The organism is Gibbsiella dentisursi (assembly GCF_039539505.1).
GTDB lineage: Bacteria > Pseudomonadota > Gammaproteobacteria > Enterobacterales > Enterobacteriaceae > Gibbsiella > Gibbsiella quercinecans.
The window spans coordinates 1,716,649-1,733,596 of the sequence record NZ_BAABDG010000002.1; the positions used below are offsets into that span (position 1 = coordinate 1,716,649).

The following is a 16,948-nucleotide window of genomic DNA, read 5'->3' on the forward strand; positions in this document are numbered from 1 at the left end:
CACGCCTGCCGCCTTGTGCGGCAGGCGCTATTTCTCTACGCTCACCTGCACCACCACCGGCTTCGGGCGGATCCGCATGGCGGCAATCACGCCCAATATCAGGCAAGCAATCCCGGCCACGGTCAGCACTGGCGGCCAGGCCTGGCGCAGCATGAAGGTATACGCCAGCCCGGCAAGCGTTTCAAACACGATAAGCGGCCCCACCAACACCGTTGGCAGGCGTTGGCTCGCTTCATTCCAGCATAACGCCCCCACCCATGAACACAGAATGCCGATTGCCAGCATCAGCGTGATAAACACCGCCGGCCGGGGGCCAAACGGCACGGCAAATGCCGGTTGGTTGATGGCCAACTGCCCACAAACCGCCAGGTAGCCAACCAGCGCCAGCGGCAACGTCACCACCCCTTGCGCGGTGGCCCAGGTGGATGGGCGCTGTGTCGGGTTCTGCCGCAGCCAGCGGGCGTTGCGCAGCGGGTACCAGGTCCAGCAGATCACCGCCGTGATGGCCAGCAGCAGGCCGCTGCCATAGCGCCAAGCATCGACCGGCGCGGCATTGGCCCGCAGTTCGGCAATGTTGACCAGCACCAACCCGATGACGATCAGCGCCAGCGCCGGCGCAAGCCGGTGCCACGGCAGTTGGCCGTCGTGCCGGCCATAAAACAGGTTGGCGCTGATCGCGATCACCACCGGCAGCGTGCCGATGATCATGGTGGAGACCGGCGCGCCGGTGCGTTGAATCGCGCTGGCGAGAAAAAAGTAATACAGCAGATTGCCGATTAACGTCAGCTTCAGCGCCTCCACCCAGTCTTGCCGTTGCAGCCGCAGCAAACGGCGGCGATCCCACCATGCCAGCGGCAGTGACAGCAGGCCAAAGGCCAGATAGCGGCCGGTGGACTGCAACGCCGCTGGGTAGTCGGGCACCATTTCCGGCCCAACGAAAATCAGCCCCCACATCAACCCGGCGGCCAGCGCAAACAACACCCCTGCAAACATAAAGACTCCATCAACCACGCACAGCCGCGTAGGCATACACTTCGGGTATATTCGTGTGCCAGCTTACGGTTTTTTCAGGCGTTTGTCTTATTACGCATCGCGCGGCGCCATGCATTACCTTAACCGGCTGCCGTTGAAGCCGCAGCCTCGCGTTTCAACCACTGCTGCAACTCTTGCCCTTCCTGGGAAAGCTCCGTGTCTTGGCGCACGCACAGGTAGTAATCACGGCCATCGTCAATCGGCAAATCGAACAGCTTCACCAGTTCGCCGCGCTGAAGATAGGTTTCGATCAGCGGCTCGCGCATCAGTGCACACCCCAGCCCCGCCTGAACGGCGGCCAGCGTCAACAGGCCATCTTCAAACATCGGGCCGGTGCTGCGTAGCGGGCGCTTCACCTCGGCCAGTTGGAACCACTGCATCCAGGTATTGCGCTCCTCATCGTGCAGTAGCGGCAGCGGCGCCAACTGATCCGGCGTATCCAGCACGCCGTGCAGTTGCATAAAGCCGCGGCTGCAAACCGGGATCATCTTGCCGGACATCAGTTTTTCACTGTGATAGCCGGGCCACTGGCCCATGCCGAAGCGGATCGAGATATCCGCCGCATCGCTGAAATAATTGCGATGGTTGGCATAGACCACGTTAATCTCGATATCCGGGTTTTCCCGCAGAAAGCCGCGTAGCCGCGGGATAAACCAGCCCATGCCGAACAGGGGGATCAGGCTGATGGTCACCTGGCGCGATGCGGACTGCTCACGCACGTGCTCGGTCGCCTGGCGCAACACGTTAAATGCAGAGCGGATAGAACGGTAATATTCGCGCCCTTCGTTACGCAGGATCAGGCGCCGCCCCTGGCGCTCGGTCAACGGCATTTGCAGAAACGCCTCCAGCGTTTTCAACTGGTGGCTGACCGCCGAGGGCGAGATCGCCAGTTCGCGCGCGGCGGCGCTGATGCTGCCCAGGCGAGCAATGGCCTCGAACGCACGCACCGCGCGCAGCGGTGGATCGTTGGGCATGGTCGGCAACGGATGTTCGTACTGTTCTGTTTTTTTCATATATTGACTATTTTTCAGTAGGCGCAGTGAGCGGGTAAAATTAATGTAGATTAAAATCAATAAATTAAAAACACACAATTTTTGTATAAGAAATTATTTTTCCGTATTTCACAAAAAATTTTAATTCTCTACTGTGAACGGTAAATCACGCCTTTAGAGAATTTGCCCTATGGATACGTTGATACAGCAGACCATCAACGGGGTACTGCTTGGCAGCATTTATGCCTTAATCGCCCTGGGTTACACCATGGTGTACGGCATTTTGCGCATTATCAATTTCGCCCATGGCGACGTGCTGATGGTCGGCGCATTGAGCGCCCTATCCACCATTACCCTGCTACAACAGCATTTTCCCGATATTTCTCCTTACCTGGTGCTAGGGATTGCGGCCGCCATCGCCGCGGCGGCCTGTGCGTTGGTTTCGATGGGCATTGAACGCCTGGCCTACCGCCGCCTGCGCAATGCGCCGCGCCTGGCGCCGCTCATCAGCGGCATTGGGGTATCGCTGTTGCTGCAGACGCTGGCGATGCTGATTTGGTCACGCAACCCGCTGATGTTCCCGCAGCTACTGCCGATGGAGCCTATCGCGTTAACCCCCGGCAGCGCCGGCCATCCGCCGGCGGTGATCACCGGCACCGGCATCGCCACGGTAACCGCGGCCCTGTTGGTCATGGGCGGCTTATTGCTGTTGGTTGAGCATTCACGCCTGGGGCGGGCAATGCGCGCCACGGCGGAAAGCAGCCAGGTCGCCAGCCTTATGGGCGTTAACCCTAACCGCATCATCACCGTCACGTTTGCCCTGGGCGGCGCGCTGGCGGCGTTGGCCGGCATCATGATGGCCAGCAACTATGGCAGCGCCAGTTTCTCGATGGGCTTCCTGCCCGGTATTAAAGCCTTCACGGCGGCCGTGCTGGGCGGCATTGGCAATCTGCGCGGCGCCATGCTCGGTGGCCTGCTGCTGGGGTTGATCGAATCGCTCGGCACCGGTTACCTCGGCACGCTGACCGGCGGTGCATTTGGCAGTAATTATCAGGATGTGTTCGCCTTCCTGGTGCTGATCGCCGTGCTGATTTTTCGCCCGTCCGGCCTGCTGGGCGAACGCGTTGCCACCCGATCCTAAATGGAGCGCCAAAAATGATGACACTGACTTCTCCTGCCCAGGCCTCAGCGGCACGGCGCCCCTGGTTCGGCACCACGCTGTTCATCGCCGGGCTGCTGTTGGCGCCGTGGCTGGTGGGGGCCGCCGGCGGCAATTACTGGGTGCGGGTAATGGATTTTGCCCTGCTGTACCTGATGCTGGCGCTGGGGTTGAACATCGTGGTGGGCTTCGCCGGCCTGCTGGATATGGGCTTTATCGCCTTTTACGCCGTGGGCGCCTATCTGGCGGCGCTATTGTCATCGCCGCATCTGGTTACCCAGTTCCCGATGCTGCTGCAATGGTTTCCCGGCGGCCTGCATATGCCGATCCTGTTGTTGATCCCGCTGGCCGCTGCGCTGGCTGCGGTGTGCGGCATCCTGCTGGGCGCGCCGACCTTGCGCCTGCGGGGGGATTACCTGGCCATCGTTACTCTCGGCTTCGGTGAAATTATCCGTATCCTTATGCGCAATCTGGATCGGCCGATCAATATCACCAACGGCCCCAAAGGCATTTCGGGGATTGAGCCGGTCAGCCTGTTCGGGGTGAAATTTACCGGCATGCACGAGCTGTTCGGCATCCGCTTTTCATCGTTATATCTCTACTATTATCTGTTCGCCGCGCTGTTGGTGGCGATCCTGTTCGTCTGCATTCGGCTACAGCATTCACGCATCGGCCGCGCCTGGGGCGCCATTCGTGAAGATGAAGACGCCGCCCGCGCTATGGGTATCAATACCCGCAACTTCAAACTGCTGGCATTTGCCATTGGCGCGACCTTCGGCGGCATAGCCGGCGCCTTGTTCGCCGCATTTCAGGGCTTTGTCTCGCCGGAATCCTTCACCTTGCAAGAATCGATTGCCGTGCTGGCGATGGTGGTGCTTGGCGGTATGGGGCATATTCCCGGCGTGATCCTGGGCGCCCTGCTGCTGGCGGCGCTGCCGGAATTTCTGCGCAGCAGCATGGGGCCGTTGCAACAAACGCTGTTCGGCCAGGTGCTGATCGATCCCGAGATTATTCGCCAACTGTTTTACGGGCTGGCGCTGATTCTGGTGATGCTCTATCGCCCTGCCGGCCTGTGGCCCGCGCGCCACCAACAAGGAGGCGCCTCATGATCCCGTTGCTTCAACTGGCAGATGTCAACAAACGCTTTGGCGGACTGGTCGCGGTCAACAACGTCAGTATGGCGGTCCGGCAAGGTGAAATTTACGGCCTGATCGGCCCCAACGGCGCGGGCAAAACCACCTGTTTCAACTTGATCACCGGGCTGTATCGCGCCGACAGCGGCGACTTTAGCCTGCAGGGGCAGCGGTATAAACCGCAGGCGATCGACAAAGTGACGCAGGCCGGCATTGCCCGCACCTTTCAAAATCTCCGGCTATTCAATGAGATGAGCGTTCTGGAAAACGTCATGGTGGGTTGCCATGCCCGCACCCGCAATGGTCTGTGGGCCGCGATCGCCCGCCACCGGCGCGCCAGGGAGGAAGAAAACCATACGCTGGCGAAATCGCATGCGCTGCTGGACTACGTCGGCATCGGCCAATTCGCCCATTATCGCGCCGGGGATTTGTCCTACGGGCACCAGCGCCGCCTGGAAATCGCCCGCGCGCTGGCAACCGAGCCCAAACTGTTGGCGCTGGATGAACCCGCCGCCGGGATGAACGCCGGCGAAAAGGTCGCGCTGCGCGAACTGCTGCTGCGCATCCGTGACAGCGGTAAAACCCTGTTGCTGATTGAACATGACGTCAAGCTGGTGATGGGGCTGTGCGATCGCCTCACCGTGCTGGACTACGGCCGGGTGATTGCCGAAGGCCGGCCTGAACAGGTGCGCCGCGATCCGGCAGTCATACAGGCCTATCTGGGAGGATCCGCTCATGTCTGAACCTTTGCTGGCGGTTAAACAGCTGGCCGTCTCCTACGGCGGTATCCACGCGGTGAAAGGCATTGATTTTCACGTTAACCAGGGTGAACAGGTCACGCTGATTGGTGCTAACGGCGCGGGAAAAACCTCCAGCCTGCGTGCGCTGACCGGGCTGCAACCTTTTGGCGGCGAGGTGTACTTCAACGGTCAGTCTATCCGCGGCGTTCCCCCGCATCGTTTATTGCAACAGGGGCTGGTGATGGTGCCGGAGGGGCGCGGCATTTTTGCCCGCATGACGGTGCTGGAGAATTTGCAGATTGGCGCCTACGCACGCCGCGACAAAGCGGCGATTCGGCAGGATATGGCACGCGTCAATGAAATATTCCCGCGGCTGCGCGAACGGTTGCAGCAACAGGCGGGGCTGCTTTCCGGGGGCGAACAGCAAATGCTGGCCATTGGCCGCGCTCTGCTAAGCCGCCCACGGTTACTGGTGCTGGATGAGCCTTCAATGGGGCTGGCGCCAATCATGGTAGAAGCGATTTTTGAGGTGATCAAAACGCTGGCAAAAAGCGGCGTAACGCTGCTGCTGGTCGAACAAAACGCGCGCCTGGCGCTTGAGGCTACCGATCGGGCCTATGTGCTCGACAGCGGCAACCTCAGCCATAGCGGCCCTTCGGCCGGCATGCTGGACGACGAAAAAATCAAACAGGCCTATTTAGGCGAATAATCATTGGCTCACTACACCGGGAAACAACATCATGAAAAATAAAACGTTGCACACTCTCACACTGGCGGCTGCGGTTATGGCCGCGCTCGGCAATAGCCCGCAGGCATCTGCCGCCGATACGGTGCTGATCGGCCTGGCCGGGCCGCTGACGGGGCCGTCGGCCAGGATTGGTAAAGATCTGGAGAACGGCGCACAGTTGGCAATCCGCGACGCCAACAGCCAGAACCCAACTCTGGGCGGCAAACCGGTGACGTTTAAGCTGGTGTCGGAAGACGATCAGTCCGATCCGCGCACCGCGGTTGCAGTCGCGCAGCGCCTGGTGGACCAGGGCGTGGCGGGCGTGGTTGGCCACTGGAACACCGGCACCAGTATTCCGGCCGCCCGTATTTATCATGACGCGGGCATCACCCAGGTGGCGCCGGTTGCCACCGGCCACGCCTATACTCAACAAGGCTTTGATACCAGCTTCCGCGTGATGGGCCACGACGATGACGGCGGCAACTACGCCGGGCAGTATGCGGTCAATGTGTTGAAAGCCAAACGCGTAGCGGTCATTGACGATCGCACCGCTTTCGGCCAGGGGCTGGCGGATGAGTTTATAAAATCGTTGGCGGCGCAAGGAGTGCAGGTTGTCGCCCGTGAGTATGTCGATGACAAAACGGTGGATTTCAGCGCCGTGCTGACATCCATCCGCAGCAAAAACGCCGACCTGATCTTCTTCGGCGGTGTGGACTCGCAGGCCGCGCCGTTAGCGCGCCGTATCAAACAACTTGGCATCAATGCCACGCTGATGGGCGCCGGCGGGTTTGTCAGCCAAACCTTCCTGACTTTGGCGCAGAAAGAAGGCGAAGGCGTGGTGGCGCTGGAGCCCGGCCTGCCGGTGGAACAAATGCCGGGCGGCAAGGCGTTTGAGCAGGCCTACCGCGATCGCTACAAAACCCATATCGAACTGCATGCGCCCTTCGCCTATGACGCCACCCGGGTGCTGATCGCGGCGATTGAACAGGCGGACTCCGCCGATCCGGCTAAATACCTGCCGAAACTGCGTGCGATTCAGTACCAGGGCGTGACCGGTACCCTCGCCTTCGATGCGCAAGGCAATCTGCTGCAGCCAAGTTTCACCGTTTACAAGGTGGTGGCGGGCAAATGGCAGCCGCAAACGGTGCTGGGCGGCACGAAAAAGTAATCAACACAAAGAGGAACAAGGTAATGAGCTGTGCAAACGACCAATTAGGCATTCTGGCCCGGCGGCGGATCGAAGCGGAGATTATCAAACCGATTTATCAGATCCTGGTGCGTGAGATAGGCAAAGCGCGCGCGCAGGCAGTGATTGGCGAAGCCATCGAAAACGCCGCCGTGGCGGCTGGCCGGGAATTCGCGGCTCAGGAGCCCAATGGCGCTGATTTGCAAAGTTTCGTCGCCTTGCAATACCTGTGGGAAAAAGACGACGCGCTGCAGGTGAAGGTGATCCATCAGGATGAACAGCACTTTGACTATGATGTGACCCGCTGCCGCTATGCCGAGATGTATCACGAAATGGGTCTGGGCGAGATAGGCCACCTGCTTTCCTGCGCGCGCGACAGTCAGTTTATCGTCGGTTACGCGCCGGAGGTGGCCTTGCAGCGCAAGCAAACCATCATGGGCGGTGCGCCCTGCTGCGATTTCCGCTATGCGGTTAAAACGCCCAAGGAGGAAAAATGACGGTACGGGTGAATGGTGAACGCCTGTGGCAAAGCCTGCGGGATATGGCGCAGTTCGGCGCTATTCCTAAAGACGGCGTCACACGCCTGGCGCTCAGTGAGGAAGACCGGTTGGCACGTAACCAACTGCGGATATGGGCGCAACAGGCCGGCTGTAGCGTGCGGATCGACCAAATGGGCAACATGTTTTTGCGCCGCGAAGGCACCCGCCCCGATCTGCCGCCGGTGGTGACCGGCTCGCATGTGGACTCGCAGCCCAACGGCGGCCGTTTCGACGGCGTTTACGGCGTGCTGGCCGGCCTGGAGGCGCTTCGTACCTTGAATGACCGGCAGATCACCACCGAACGCGCCATTGAAGTGATCAACTGGACTAATGAAGAAGGCGCGCGCTTTGCGCCGGCGATGATCGCCTCCGGCGTTTTCGCCGGCGTGTTCGATCTGCCCTATGGGCTTTCTCGCGCCGATGCTCAGGGCGTCACGATCGGCCAGGCGCTGCAACAGATTGGCTATGCCGGCGAGCATCCGGTCGGCGGCACGCCGATCCACGCCGCCTTTGAATTGCACATCGAACAAGGCCCGGTGCTGGAAGCCGAACAGGTGCAGATTGGTGTGGTTACCCATGCGCAGGGCCAACGTTGGTATGAACTGACCATCGTCGGCTTCAGCGCCCATGCCGGTACGACGCCGATGGACCGCCGCCGCGATGCCCTGCTCGGCTTTGCCCGCACCGTGGAGGCGGTTAACCGCATCGGCCTTGATTTTATGCCGGATGCGCGCGCCACGGTGGGAATGACGCAGATTACGCCGAACTCCAGGAACGTGGTGCCGGGCAAGGTATTCTTCAGCGTGGAGTTTCGCCACCCGCAGGAAGCGGTGCTGGAACAGATGGAACGGCAACTGTTCGCTACGGTAGCCACCGTTAACGGCAACGGGCTGGCCGCTTCTGCCGAACGCATATTCCAGTATCCACCGGTCAGCTTTAACGCCGGTTGCATTGCCAGCGTGCGCCAGGCGGCGCAGCGGTTGGGCTATTCACATCGCGATATGGTGTCCGGCGCCGGCCATGATGCCTGCTACCTTAGCCGGGTTGCTCCCACGGCGATGATCTTCATCCCCTGCGTTGACGGCATCAGCCATAACGAGCTGGAAAACATCACGCCGGCCTGGTCTACCGCCGGCGCCAATGTGTTGCTTCATGCGCTGCTCGATCAGGCCGGCGTACCTGCAACCTGATCTTGGAGCACTATTCGTCGCGGCGTTTTAACGCCAGATAGCCGGTAACCAGCGTGAAAGCGCCGACCAGCAGCACCAATAGGATGAACCCGTGGTGGTTGCCCGCCAGCGGAATGCCGCCCACGTTCATGCCGAAAAAGCCGGCGACGATGTTGATTGGCAACGCCAGCACCGTGATCACCGTCAGGGTATACAGCGTGCGGTTATTTTGCTCCATGCGCTTGGCGCCGATCTCTTCTTGCAGCAGGCGAATTCGCTCGGTCAACGCCACCAGATCGTTCAGCACCACGGTGAACTCTTCGGCGAACTGGCGCAAATCCTGCAGTCCTTCGCGGCTCAGCCAGGCCGGCGGGCGGTTCAGCAAGCGGAATAGCGATGCCGGCTCGGGGGCCAGCAGACGTTGAAAACGCAACAGTAGCCGGCGCATCTGCCCCAGTTCGGTGCGGTTTTGTTGCACGTGGTGGCTAAGCAGCCGGTCTTCGATCGCGTCGACGTTTTGGTTGGTCTGGCGCACTATTTGCTCCAGCACGTCCTCTTGTTCTTCCAACAGTTGCGCCAGAAGTTCGGTGGTGGAGGCCACCGATAACGCATCAAGCCGCCGCAGCACCTGTTCGATGAGCCGCAGCGGCTTGTGCCGCACTGTCACAATCAGTTGGCTGCAGCAATACAGCCACAGCGTTGACACTTCCGGGTTGGTTTCTTTCGGGTGGAAATTGACATCGTTGAGCACCGCAAACAGATCTTCGCCCTGCCGCTCAATGCGCGTGGTGTATGAGCCCTGGCGGATTTCCTCAAAGAAAAATTCCGGGATGGCGAAATGATTTTTCAGCCACTTTTCCGCCGCCGCGTGGTTAAGGTTCAGGTGCAGCCAGACAAAACCGCCCCCAGGCGGTAACGCGTGATAAGCCTGGCAAATGGTTGACGAAGACATTTTCTGCGGCGCTTCGCCAGGGCGAAACACGTGGCCGCAAATTAGGCCGGTCACCTCATCATCAAAATCCAGCCTGTGTATTCTTTCAGCAACCGTCTGAACCATATATCAAATTTCCCATTATGCCTTAGAGCCAGCTCTTTACCCTTCATACTTCAAGTTGCAGGTGTGTTGGCTTTCCTCGCTCACCCCAGTCACTTACTGGAGTAAGCTCCTGGGGATTCACTGCGTTGCCGCCTTCCTGCAACTCGAATTATTTTGGGTATAGTATTTTGCGCTGGGCGCCATGCGTTAAACTTATTTTAATTGCCGGATCAATTCAATCCTAAAGCGACTACATCTTGGCCGAGGCTTAATTTTTGCGTCATAAAAAAGTCATAATTATTGCGAATAATTAAAATGCCCGCGACCAAGGTAATAGCGGGAATCTTTCGTAATTTTGAAAAATGAAGGTAATTTATGAGCGATAACAGTGCTATAGAGTCAAGTGCGCAACCCGCGCCAGGCCGACCGCAAATATACAAACAGAACAGCCGCATGACTGTTCTTTTTTTGTGTTTTTATTAGTCATTGGGATCGCGTTTGCAGGGGTTAATTTATTTAATGATGTCACTGATGCTGGCGGAGTATACACCAGTTACGTTCCCTTTTTGTTATTAGGGATGGCCTTGTTGATTGCGCTGGGCTTCGAATTCGTCAATGGCTTTAACGATACCGCCAACGCGGTGGCAACGGTTATTTATACCCACTCATTATCACCGACGGTCGCCGTGGTTTGGTCCGGCTTTTTTAATTTTCGGGGCGTATTGCTCTCCAGCGGCGTCGTGGCGTTTGGGATAATATCCCTGTTGCCGGTGGAGTTGATTTTGCAGGCGGGCACCGGCAGCGGATTTGCCATGGTGTATGCCCTGCTGTTTTCCGCCATTATCTGGAACCTGAGCACCTGGTGGCTTGGCCTGCCGGCATCGTCCTCACATACGCTGATTGGCTCGGTCATCGGCGTTGGCATCGCCAATGCCTTGATTCACGGGCGCACCGGCACCAGCGGCGTTGACTGGGATCAGGCGCTGAAAGTCGGCTACTCGTTGCTGCTGTCGCCGGTGATTGGCTTTGTTTTTGCTGCGCTGTTGCTGATAGTGCTGAAAGCGTTCGTTAAAAATCGCCAGTTGTATACCGCGCCCAAAGGCAATACCCCGCCGCCGCTGTGGATCCGCGGCCTGTTGATCCTGACCTGCACCGGCGTCTCTTTTGCTCACGGCTCCAATGACGGCCAAAAAGGCATGGGGCTTATTATGTTGATCCTGGTTGGCACCATGCCGATCGCCTATGCCCTGAACCGGGCGCTGCCGCCGGATCAAATTCCACGAGTTGCCGCACTGGCAACGGTAACCAAACACGAGTTGCTGCGCCAATTCCCACCGGTTGGCCAGGCCCCGGCGCGTGAGGTGCTGACCAACTATGTGCGCACCGGTGAACTGCTGCCTGACGTGCTGCCCGCGTTGGCGCAACTGACGGGCATTATCGGTGATGGTATCCGCCAATACGGTTCGGTCGATAAGATCCCGGCGCAGGTGGTTTCCAACACCCGTAATGATATGTACCTGGCTTCAGAGACCATTAAACACCTGAAAAGCGAGAAGCAACTGACGCTGCCGGCCAACACCGTGCGTAATCTGGACGCACTGAAGACCGAGCTGGATCACTCCACCCGCTTTATCCCCTTTTGGGTGAAAGTGGTGGTCGCCATTGCCCTTGGCCTGGGTACCATGGTGGGTTGGCGGCGCATTGTGGTCACCGTAGGCGAGAAAATTGGCAAAACCCACCTGACCTATGCCCAGGGCGCCAGCGCCGAGTTGGTCACCATGACCACCATCGGCGCCGCGGACGCTTTCGGCCTGCCGGTTTCCACTACCCACGTGCTGTCATCCGGCGTTGCCGGCACCATGGCGGCCAACAAATCCGGTCTGCAGATGGCCACGTTGCGTAACCTGCTGATGGCCTGGGTGCTGACGCTACCCACGTCAATCCTGCTCGCCGCCAGCTTGTACTGGTTCTTCAACCATTTCTAACCGTCTCGTTGCGCCAACGTGGCACAGACAGCGTTACCGTTGCTGGCCGTTGGCGCAACGTTTCACCCCGATGCGCTAAAACAGCGCATATCCTGCCCCACAATGAATCAATGATCTGAAATCTGCCCGCATCACTGCGGCCACCGGCGATGTAAAACACTGGTATGAAAATTGCTTTCCTTAGGTAGCAAAAAGGAGAAAAACATGAAAGCAATTGTTATTGGCGGTGGTATCGGCGGGCTATGCGCGGCTATCGCATTACGGCGCTTCGGCATCGAAACCGAGGTCTATGAAGCGGTAAAAGAAATTAAGCCGGTCGGCGCAGCCATTTCGATCTGGCCGAACGGCGTGAAGTGCCTCAACTATCTGGGGATGAAAGAGCAGGTGCGCCAACTGGGCGGGCCAATGCACTATATGGCCTATAACGAGTGCCTGAAAGGCCAAACCCTGACCCGTTTTAGCCTGGATCCTCTGGTGGAAAGCGTGGGTGAGCGCCCTTACCCGGTCGCGCGCGCCGAACTGCAGGATATGCTGCTGGAGACTTACGGCCGCGATAAGGTGCAGTTCGGTAAACGCGTGAGCGGCGTTGAAGAAACCGCCGCCGGCGTCACCGCCTGGTTTGAAGACGGCAGCCAGGCGCACGGCGATTTTCTGGTGGCGGCGGACGGCACCCACTCGGTGATCCGCCCTTACGTGCTAGGCCAGCAGGTTGAGCGCCGCTATGCGGGGTACGTTAACTGGAACGGGCTGGTCACCATTGATGAAAGCATCGCCCCGGCCAACCAGTGGACCACTTTTGTCGGCGAAGGCAAACGCGTTTCGCTGATGCCGGTTTGCGGCAACCGTTTTTACTTTTTCTTCGATGTGCCGTTGGAAAAAGGTTTGCCGGAAGATCGCAGCACGGTGCGCAACGATCTGCAACGCTACTTTGCCGGTTGGGCCGCTCCGGTGCAAAAACTGATCGCCGCAATTGATCCGGCCACCACTAACCGTATCGAGATCCACGATATTGAACCGTTCGAGCAGTTGGTGCGCGGGCGCGTAGCGTTGCTGGGCGATGCCGGGCATAGCACCACGCCGGATATCGGGCAGGGCGGCTGCGCAGCGATGGAAGACGCCGTGGTGTTGGCCATTGCCTTGCAAACCAACTCGTTGGGCATAGCCGATGCCCTGCAGCGCTATCAGGAAAAACGCAGCTACCGGGTAAAAGATCTGGTGTTAAAAGCGCGCAAGCGCTGTGATGTGACCCACGGCAAAGAGATGGCCGTGACTCACGACTGGTATGAAGAGCTGAAAAGCGAAACCGGCGAGCGCATCCTTACCGGCATGCGGGAAACCATTCTGGGCGGGCCGCTGGCCTAAGGTTTGCCGCTGCTTGCGAGTAAGTACAGGGCGCCGGCGGCGCCCTATTTTTTTACCCTTATTGGGCTTCCAACCCGCGGTTAATCAGCATCGGCGTGATGCTTGGCGCCTGGCCGCGCCAGTTTTCATACATTTTTTCCAGATCTTCACTATTGCCGCGCGACAGGATTTTATCGCGCAGACGTTGCCCATTTTCCGCCGTCAGGCCGCCCTGCGCCTGAATACCCTGGAACGCATCATCCGCCAGCATTTGTGTCCACAGATAGGCATAATACCCCGCGGCATAGCCGTTGCCCCAGATATGCTGAAAGTAGCTAGAGCGGTAGCGCGGCGGAACATAATCAAGATCGATATTTTCCTGCTGCAACGCCTGCGCCTCCAGCTTATCGACATCCTGCAGCGGCTGATCCGCCCCCAGCATGTGCCAGTGCATATCCAACAAGGCCGCGGCCAACAGTTCCGTCATGTCATAGCCTTGGTTGAAGGCGTTGGCTTTGTTGATTTTATCGACCAATGCCTGCGGCATGGCCACGCCGGTTTGATAGTGCCGCGCATAGTGGGCGAAGACCTGCGGATCACGCGCCCAGTGTTCGTTAAGCTGGGATGGAAATTCGACGAAATCACGCGGCGTGTTGGTGCCAGACAGGCTGGCATATTGCTGGTTGGCGAACATACCGTGCAGGGTATGGCCAAACTCATGGAACAGGGTTATCACATCGTCGAATGACAGCAGCGCCGGCTGGCCCGGTGCGGGTTTGCTGAAGTTGGCGACGTTGTAGATCACCGGTTTGCTGCCGTTGAGCACCGACTGTTCGACGAAGTTGCCCATCCAGGCGCCGCCGCCCTTGTTATCGCGCTTAAAATAATCGGTGTAAAACAGCGCCAGCGGCGCACCGTTTTTGTCGATCACTTCATAGACCCGCACGTCCGGGTGATACACCGGGATATCATGGCGCTGTTTGAAGCTGATGCCATACAGGCGGTTAGCCGCATAAAACACGCCGTTATTGAGCACGGAATCCAGTTCGAAATAGGGTTTGATTTGGCTTTCATCCAAATCGTAACGCGCTTTACGCACCTGTTCTGCGTAAAACGGCCAGTCCCAGGCAGCCAGTGTGAAACCGCCACGCTGCCGATCGATCGCCGCCTGAATATCGTTGGCCTCGCCTTTGGCGCGCGCCGTCGCCGCCGGCACTATTGCGCGCATAAAACTCAGGGCGGCATCCGGGGTTTTCGCCATCTGGTTTTGTAACTTCCAGGCGGCATAGTTAGGGTAGCCCAGCAGCTTGGCCTGTTCGGCTCGCACTTTCGCCAGGCGGGCGATAGTCTGGCGGGTATCGTCGCCGTTGCCCTTCTCTGCCCGGGTGGTGGAGGCGACGAACAGCGCCTTGCGCGTATCGCGATCCTGTAGGCTTTGCAAAGCCGGTTGCTGGGTGGTGTTTTGCAACGTCAGCAGCCACTGATTACTCAATTTGCGCTCACTGGCTGCCTGTGCGGCCGCGGCCAGTTCCCCTTCGGAAAGGCCGCTCAACCGGGTTTTATCGGCGATTGTCAACGCACCGTTTTTTGTGGCCGCCAGCAATTTGTTGGTGAACTGGCTGCTTAACGTGGCCGCTTCCTGATTCAGCGCCTTGAGTTTGGCTTTGTCGGCGTCGGGCAAATTGGCGCCCGCCAGCTCAAAGTTTTGATAGGTAATCTCGAGCAAGCGTTGCGATTCCGCATCCAACCCCAACTGCTCGCGTTGCTGATACAGCGTTTTTATTCGTGTGAAAAGCCGCTCGTTAAGCTTGATGGCATCATCAAGTGCGGCCAGTTTAGGGGCCGTGTCCTCATCCAGTTGCTGCAGAGCATCGCTGGTGTTGGCCGCGGTCATGGCGCTAAAGACGTTGAGCACCCGGTTCAGCATGGCGCCCGCCTGCTCCAATGCCACTACGGTGTTGGCAAAGGTCGGCGCCGCCGGGTTATTGGCGATCTTTTCTGCTTCGGCCAACTTCTGTTGGATGCCCGCCGCAATCGCCGGCGCGTAGTCCTTCTCTTCGATCAGATCAAACTGCGGCGCCTGGAACGGCAAGCGGCTTTGAGTAAAGAATGGGTTTTCATGTTTGCTGTTGTGTTGCAGCGCTGTGCTGGTCACGTCTGCCTCCGTGGTCTGCCCGCCTGGCGGTGCCTGATGTACCGCCTGCGATTCATGGTTTATGGCCTGTGCCTGCGATGCCAGCGCCGAGCCGATTGCCAGCACTAAAATAGATAATCGCTTCAAAGCTAAGCTCCTTTTAGTAGAGGAAACGATCCTCCTTAACCTTCCCTAGCTTAGCCCAGCCGGCGGCTATGGCAAAAACAGATTGCAGGCTTATGCGGCCACTTTACTCTCCCCGGCCTGATAGACCACCTTGCCGTCGACATAGGTGCGGTAAATATTGCGATCGTCCCCTAACGTCATCAATATAAACAGCTGTTCGGCCAGCTTGCGGCTGTTTTCATGGCGCAGCTTTTGCAACGGAGAAACCGCCGGATCGAGCACCACAAAGTCGGCCTCTTTGCCCACGTTGAAGTTGCCGATGTGCGCATCCAGCCCGAGCGCCCGCGCGCCGCCGAGCGTCGCATGATAGAACGCCTCACAGGCAGAAAGCTTATAACGCTGCAATTGCCCCACCTTATATGCCTCGCCCAGCGTTTGCAGCATATTGAAGGTGGTGCCGGCGCCAACATCGGTACCCACCCCCACCTTCACCCGTTTGTGCCAGGCCTTTTGCATATCGAACAGGCCACTACCGAGAAACAGATTGGAGGTTGGGCAGAAGGCGATTGAGGAATGGGTGTCGCACAGGCAATCCCACTCGGCCTCTTCCAGATGCAGACAATGGGCAAACACGCTTTTATCGCCGGTTAAGCCATATTGGTGGTACACGTCCAGGTAACCGCTGTGTTCCGGGAACAGATCTTTCACCCACGCCACTTCATCCGGGTTTTCGCTTAAATGGGTGTGCAGGTAAACATCCGGGAACTCTTCGCGCAGGCGCTGCACCTGGGCCAGCAGTTCCGGGGTACTGGTCGGCGCGAAACGCGGGGTAATGGCGTAACCCAGCCGCTGTTTACCGTGCCAGCGTAGAATTAATTCCCGGGTTTGCTGATAGCTTTGCGCCGGGGTTTCCAACAACGCCTCCGGTGCGTGACGATCCATCATCACCTTGCCGGCGATCAGGCGCATATTCAAACCTGCCGCCTGTTCAAACAGCGCGTTCACCGACTGCGGATGCACGGTGCCGAATACCAACGCGGTGGTCGTGCCGTTGTTCAACAACTGTTGCAGGAAAAACGCCGACATGCGCGCCGCGTGTTGCTCACAGCCGTACTGGCTCTCCGTTGGGAAGGTATATTGCTGCAGCCAGGACAACAGTTGCTCGCCGTAAGCGCCGATCATCTCGGTCTGGGGATAATGAATGTGGGTGTCGACAAAGCCCGGCACGATCAGCTTGCCGCGGTAATCCACCACCTCAAACCCTGCAGGCAGCAACGCTTCACCCTGCTGCCAACTGCCGTGCCAGACGATAGTGCCGCCATTGAGCAGCAGCAGCCCGTCGGGAATATGCCGTAGCGCGTGTTCCAGCTGTTGCGGCTGATCCACACAGGCCGCCATATCGAAAAAATTGCCACGAATCGCCGTGGTAAAGTGCATGCTCATCTGTTGTTCCTTGCTATGGCTAACCGGTTGTTATTCTCTCTCTGTACTGGCGGTCGATGGCCCGCTGCAGATTGTTAATAGAAGGTTAGCAATCAATATGCCAGGATATAAATTACGAATTTTTATCTTTTAAAAACAATGATATAAAAACGGTAAAACGGTAATTAAAAAACCGAAAAATAAGCAAACGGTTGCATTTTTCAGGC

13 protein-coding genes and 1 pseudogene are annotated in these 16,948 nt (G+C 58.3%); 9 read left to right on the forward strand and 5 right to left on the reverse strand.

The features are described from left to right. Nucleotides 1-27 precede the first annotated feature (27 nt). Nucleotides 28-993, reverse strand: coding sequence for a DMT family transporter (locus ABFX35_RS08245; RefSeq protein WP_346080255.1), 966 nt, complete (start codon nt 991-993; stop codon nt 28-30). Nucleotides 994-1,112: 119 nt separating this feature from the next. After that, nucleotides 1,113-2,045 (reverse strand): LysR substrate-binding domain-containing protein, encoded by a 933-nt coding sequence (locus tag ABFX35_RS08250; RefSeq protein WP_346080257.1) that lies wholly within the window; start codon nt 2,043-2,045, stop codon nt 1,113-1,115. Nucleotides 2,046-2,214: 169 nt separating this feature from the next. Here ABFX35_RS08250 and ABFX35_RS08255 point away from each other — a divergent pair, with 169 nt between their 5' ends. The 7 genes from ABFX35_RS08255 to ABFX35_RS08285 all read left to right on the forward strand — a co-directional run bounded on the left by ABFX35_RS08255 (nt 2,215) and on the right by ABFX35_RS08285 (nt 8,698). Continuing rightward, a complete protein-coding gene (locus tag ABFX35_RS08255) occupies nt 2,215-3,165 on the forward strand; it encodes a branched-chain amino acid ABC transporter permease (protein ID WP_346080259.1) in 951 nt (316 codons plus the stop codon). A 14-nt stretch (nt 3,166-3,179) separates the two neighbouring features. After that, a complete protein-coding gene (locus ABFX35_RS08260) occupies nt 3,180-4,292 on the forward strand; it encodes an ABC transporter permease subunit (RefSeq protein ID WP_428832173.1) in 1,113 nt (370 codons plus the stop codon). After that, a complete protein-coding gene (locus tag ABFX35_RS08265) occupies nt 4,289-5,059 on the forward strand; it encodes an ABC transporter ATP-binding protein (RefSeq protein WP_346080261.1) in 771 nt (256 codons plus the stop codon). The genes ABFX35_RS08260 and ABFX35_RS08265 overlap by 4 nt, the downstream gene beginning before the upstream one ends. Further along, the gene (locus ABFX35_RS08270) at nt 5,052-5,765 is read left to right on the forward strand and encodes an ABC transporter ATP-binding protein (protein WP_346080263.1); all 714 of its coding nucleotides are present in this window, start codon (nt 5,052-5,054) and stop codon (nt 5,763-5,765) included. Before ABFX35_RS08265 ends, ABFX35_RS08270 begins: the two co-directional genes overlap by 8 nt. 76 nt (nt 5,766-5,841) lie before the next feature. Beyond that, nucleotides 5,842-6,951, forward strand: a complete 1,110-nt coding sequence (locus ABFX35_RS08275; RefSeq protein ID WP_346080899.1) for a branched-chain amino acid ABC transporter substrate-binding protein — start codon at nt 5,842-5,844, stop codon at nt 6,949-6,951. Nucleotides 6,952-6,974: 23 nt separating this feature from the next. Continuing rightward, entirely contained in the window at nt 6,975-7,466 is a 492-nt protein-coding gene (locus ABFX35_RS08280) for an L-2-amino-thiazoline-4-carboxylic acid hydrolase (RefSeq protein WP_346080265.1), read from the forward strand. Then, nucleotides 7,463-8,698, forward strand: a complete 1,236-nt coding sequence (locus ABFX35_RS08285) for a Zn-dependent hydrolase (protein ID WP_346080266.1) — start codon at nt 7,463-7,465, stop codon at nt 8,696-8,698. Before ABFX35_RS08280 ends, ABFX35_RS08285 begins: the two co-directional genes overlap by 4 nt. A gap of 10 nt (nt 8,699-8,708) precedes the next feature. Here the strand turns inward: ABFX35_RS08285 and ABFX35_RS08290 are convergent, their stop codons facing one another. Beyond that, nucleotides 8,709-9,734 carry a transporter gene (locus ABFX35_RS08290; RefSeq protein ID WP_346080268.1) on the reverse strand — a complete coding sequence of 342 codons (1,026 nt, stop codon included), beginning with the start codon at nt 9,732-9,734 and terminating at the stop codon, nt 8,709-8,711. Between the two features lie 354 nt (nt 9,735-10,088). Between ABFX35_RS08290 and ABFX35_RS08295 the strand changes: the two are divergent. Next, nucleotides 10,089-11,698 (forward strand): annotated as a pseudogene (locus ABFX35_RS08295) (inorganic phosphate transporter). 204 nt (nt 11,699-11,902) lie between these two features. Further along, on the forward strand, nt 11,903-13,060 hold the full coding sequence (gene hpxO, locus ABFX35_RS08300; protein WP_346080270.1) for an FAD-dependent urate hydroxylase HpxO: 1,158 nt from the start codon (nt 11,903-11,905) through the stop codon (nt 13,058-13,060). Nucleotides 13,061-13,118: 58 nt separating this feature from the next. On the opposite strand, the gene dcp is transcribed toward hpxO, so the two are convergent. Then, nucleotides 13,119-15,320, reverse strand: a complete 2,202-nt coding sequence (dcp, locus tag ABFX35_RS08305; protein WP_346080272.1) for a peptidyl-dipeptidase Dcp — start codon at nt 15,318-15,320, stop codon at nt 13,119-13,121. A gap of 90 nt (nt 15,321-15,410) precedes the next feature. Continuing rightward, a complete protein-coding gene (guaD, locus tag ABFX35_RS08310) occupies nt 15,411-16,742 on the reverse strand; it encodes a guanine deaminase (RefSeq protein WP_346080274.1) in 1,332 nt (443 codons plus the stop codon). Between the last annotated feature and the right edge of the window lie 206 nt (nt 16,743-16,948).

Bases quoted from the DNA above. Each gene is read 5' to 3' on its own strand.
- ABFX35_RS08245 (WP_346080255.1), bottom strand. From the start codon at position 993: ATGTTTGCAGGGGTGTTGTTTGCGCTGGCCGCCGGGTTGATGTGGGGG.
- ABFX35_RS08250 (WP_346080257.1), bottom strand. From the start codon at position 2,045: ATGAAAAAAACAGAACAGTACGAACATCCGTTGCCGACCATGCCCAAC.
- ABFX35_RS08255 (WP_346080259.1), top strand. From the start codon at position 2,215: ATGGATACGTTGATACAGCAGACCATCAACGGGGTACTGCTTGGCAGC.
- ABFX35_RS08260 (WP_428832173.1), top strand. From the start codon at position 3,180: ATGATGACACTGACTTCTCCTGCCCAGGCCTCAGCGGCACGGCGCCCC.
- ABFX35_RS08265 (WP_346080261.1), top strand. From the start codon at position 4,289: ATGATCCCGTTGCTTCAACTGGCAGATGTCAACAAACGCTTTGGCGGA.
- ABFX35_RS08270 (WP_346080263.1), top strand. From the start codon at position 5,052: ATGTCTGAACCTTTGCTGGCGGTTAAACAGCTGGCCGTCTCCTACGGC.
- ABFX35_RS08275 (WP_346080899.1), top strand. From the start codon at position 5,842: ATGGCCGCGCTCGGCAATAGCCCGCAGGCATCTGCCGCCGATACGGTG.
- ABFX35_RS08280 (WP_346080265.1), top strand. From the start codon at position 6,975: ATGAGCTGTGCAAACGACCAATTAGGCATTCTGGCCCGGCGGCGGATC.
- ABFX35_RS08285 (WP_346080266.1), top strand. From the start codon at position 7,463: ATGACGGTACGGGTGAATGGTGAACGCCTGTGGCAAAGCCTGCGGGAT.
- ABFX35_RS08290 (WP_346080268.1), bottom strand. From the start codon at position 9,734: ATGGTTCAGACGGTTGCTGAAAGAATACACAGGCTGGATTTTGATGAT.
- hpxO (WP_346080270.1), top strand. From the start codon at position 11,903: ATGAAAGCAATTGTTATTGGCGGTGGTATCGGCGGGCTATGCGCGGCT.
- guaD (WP_346080274.1), bottom strand. From the start codon at position 16,742: ATGAGCATGCACTTTACCACGGCGATTCGTGGCAATTTTTTCGATATG.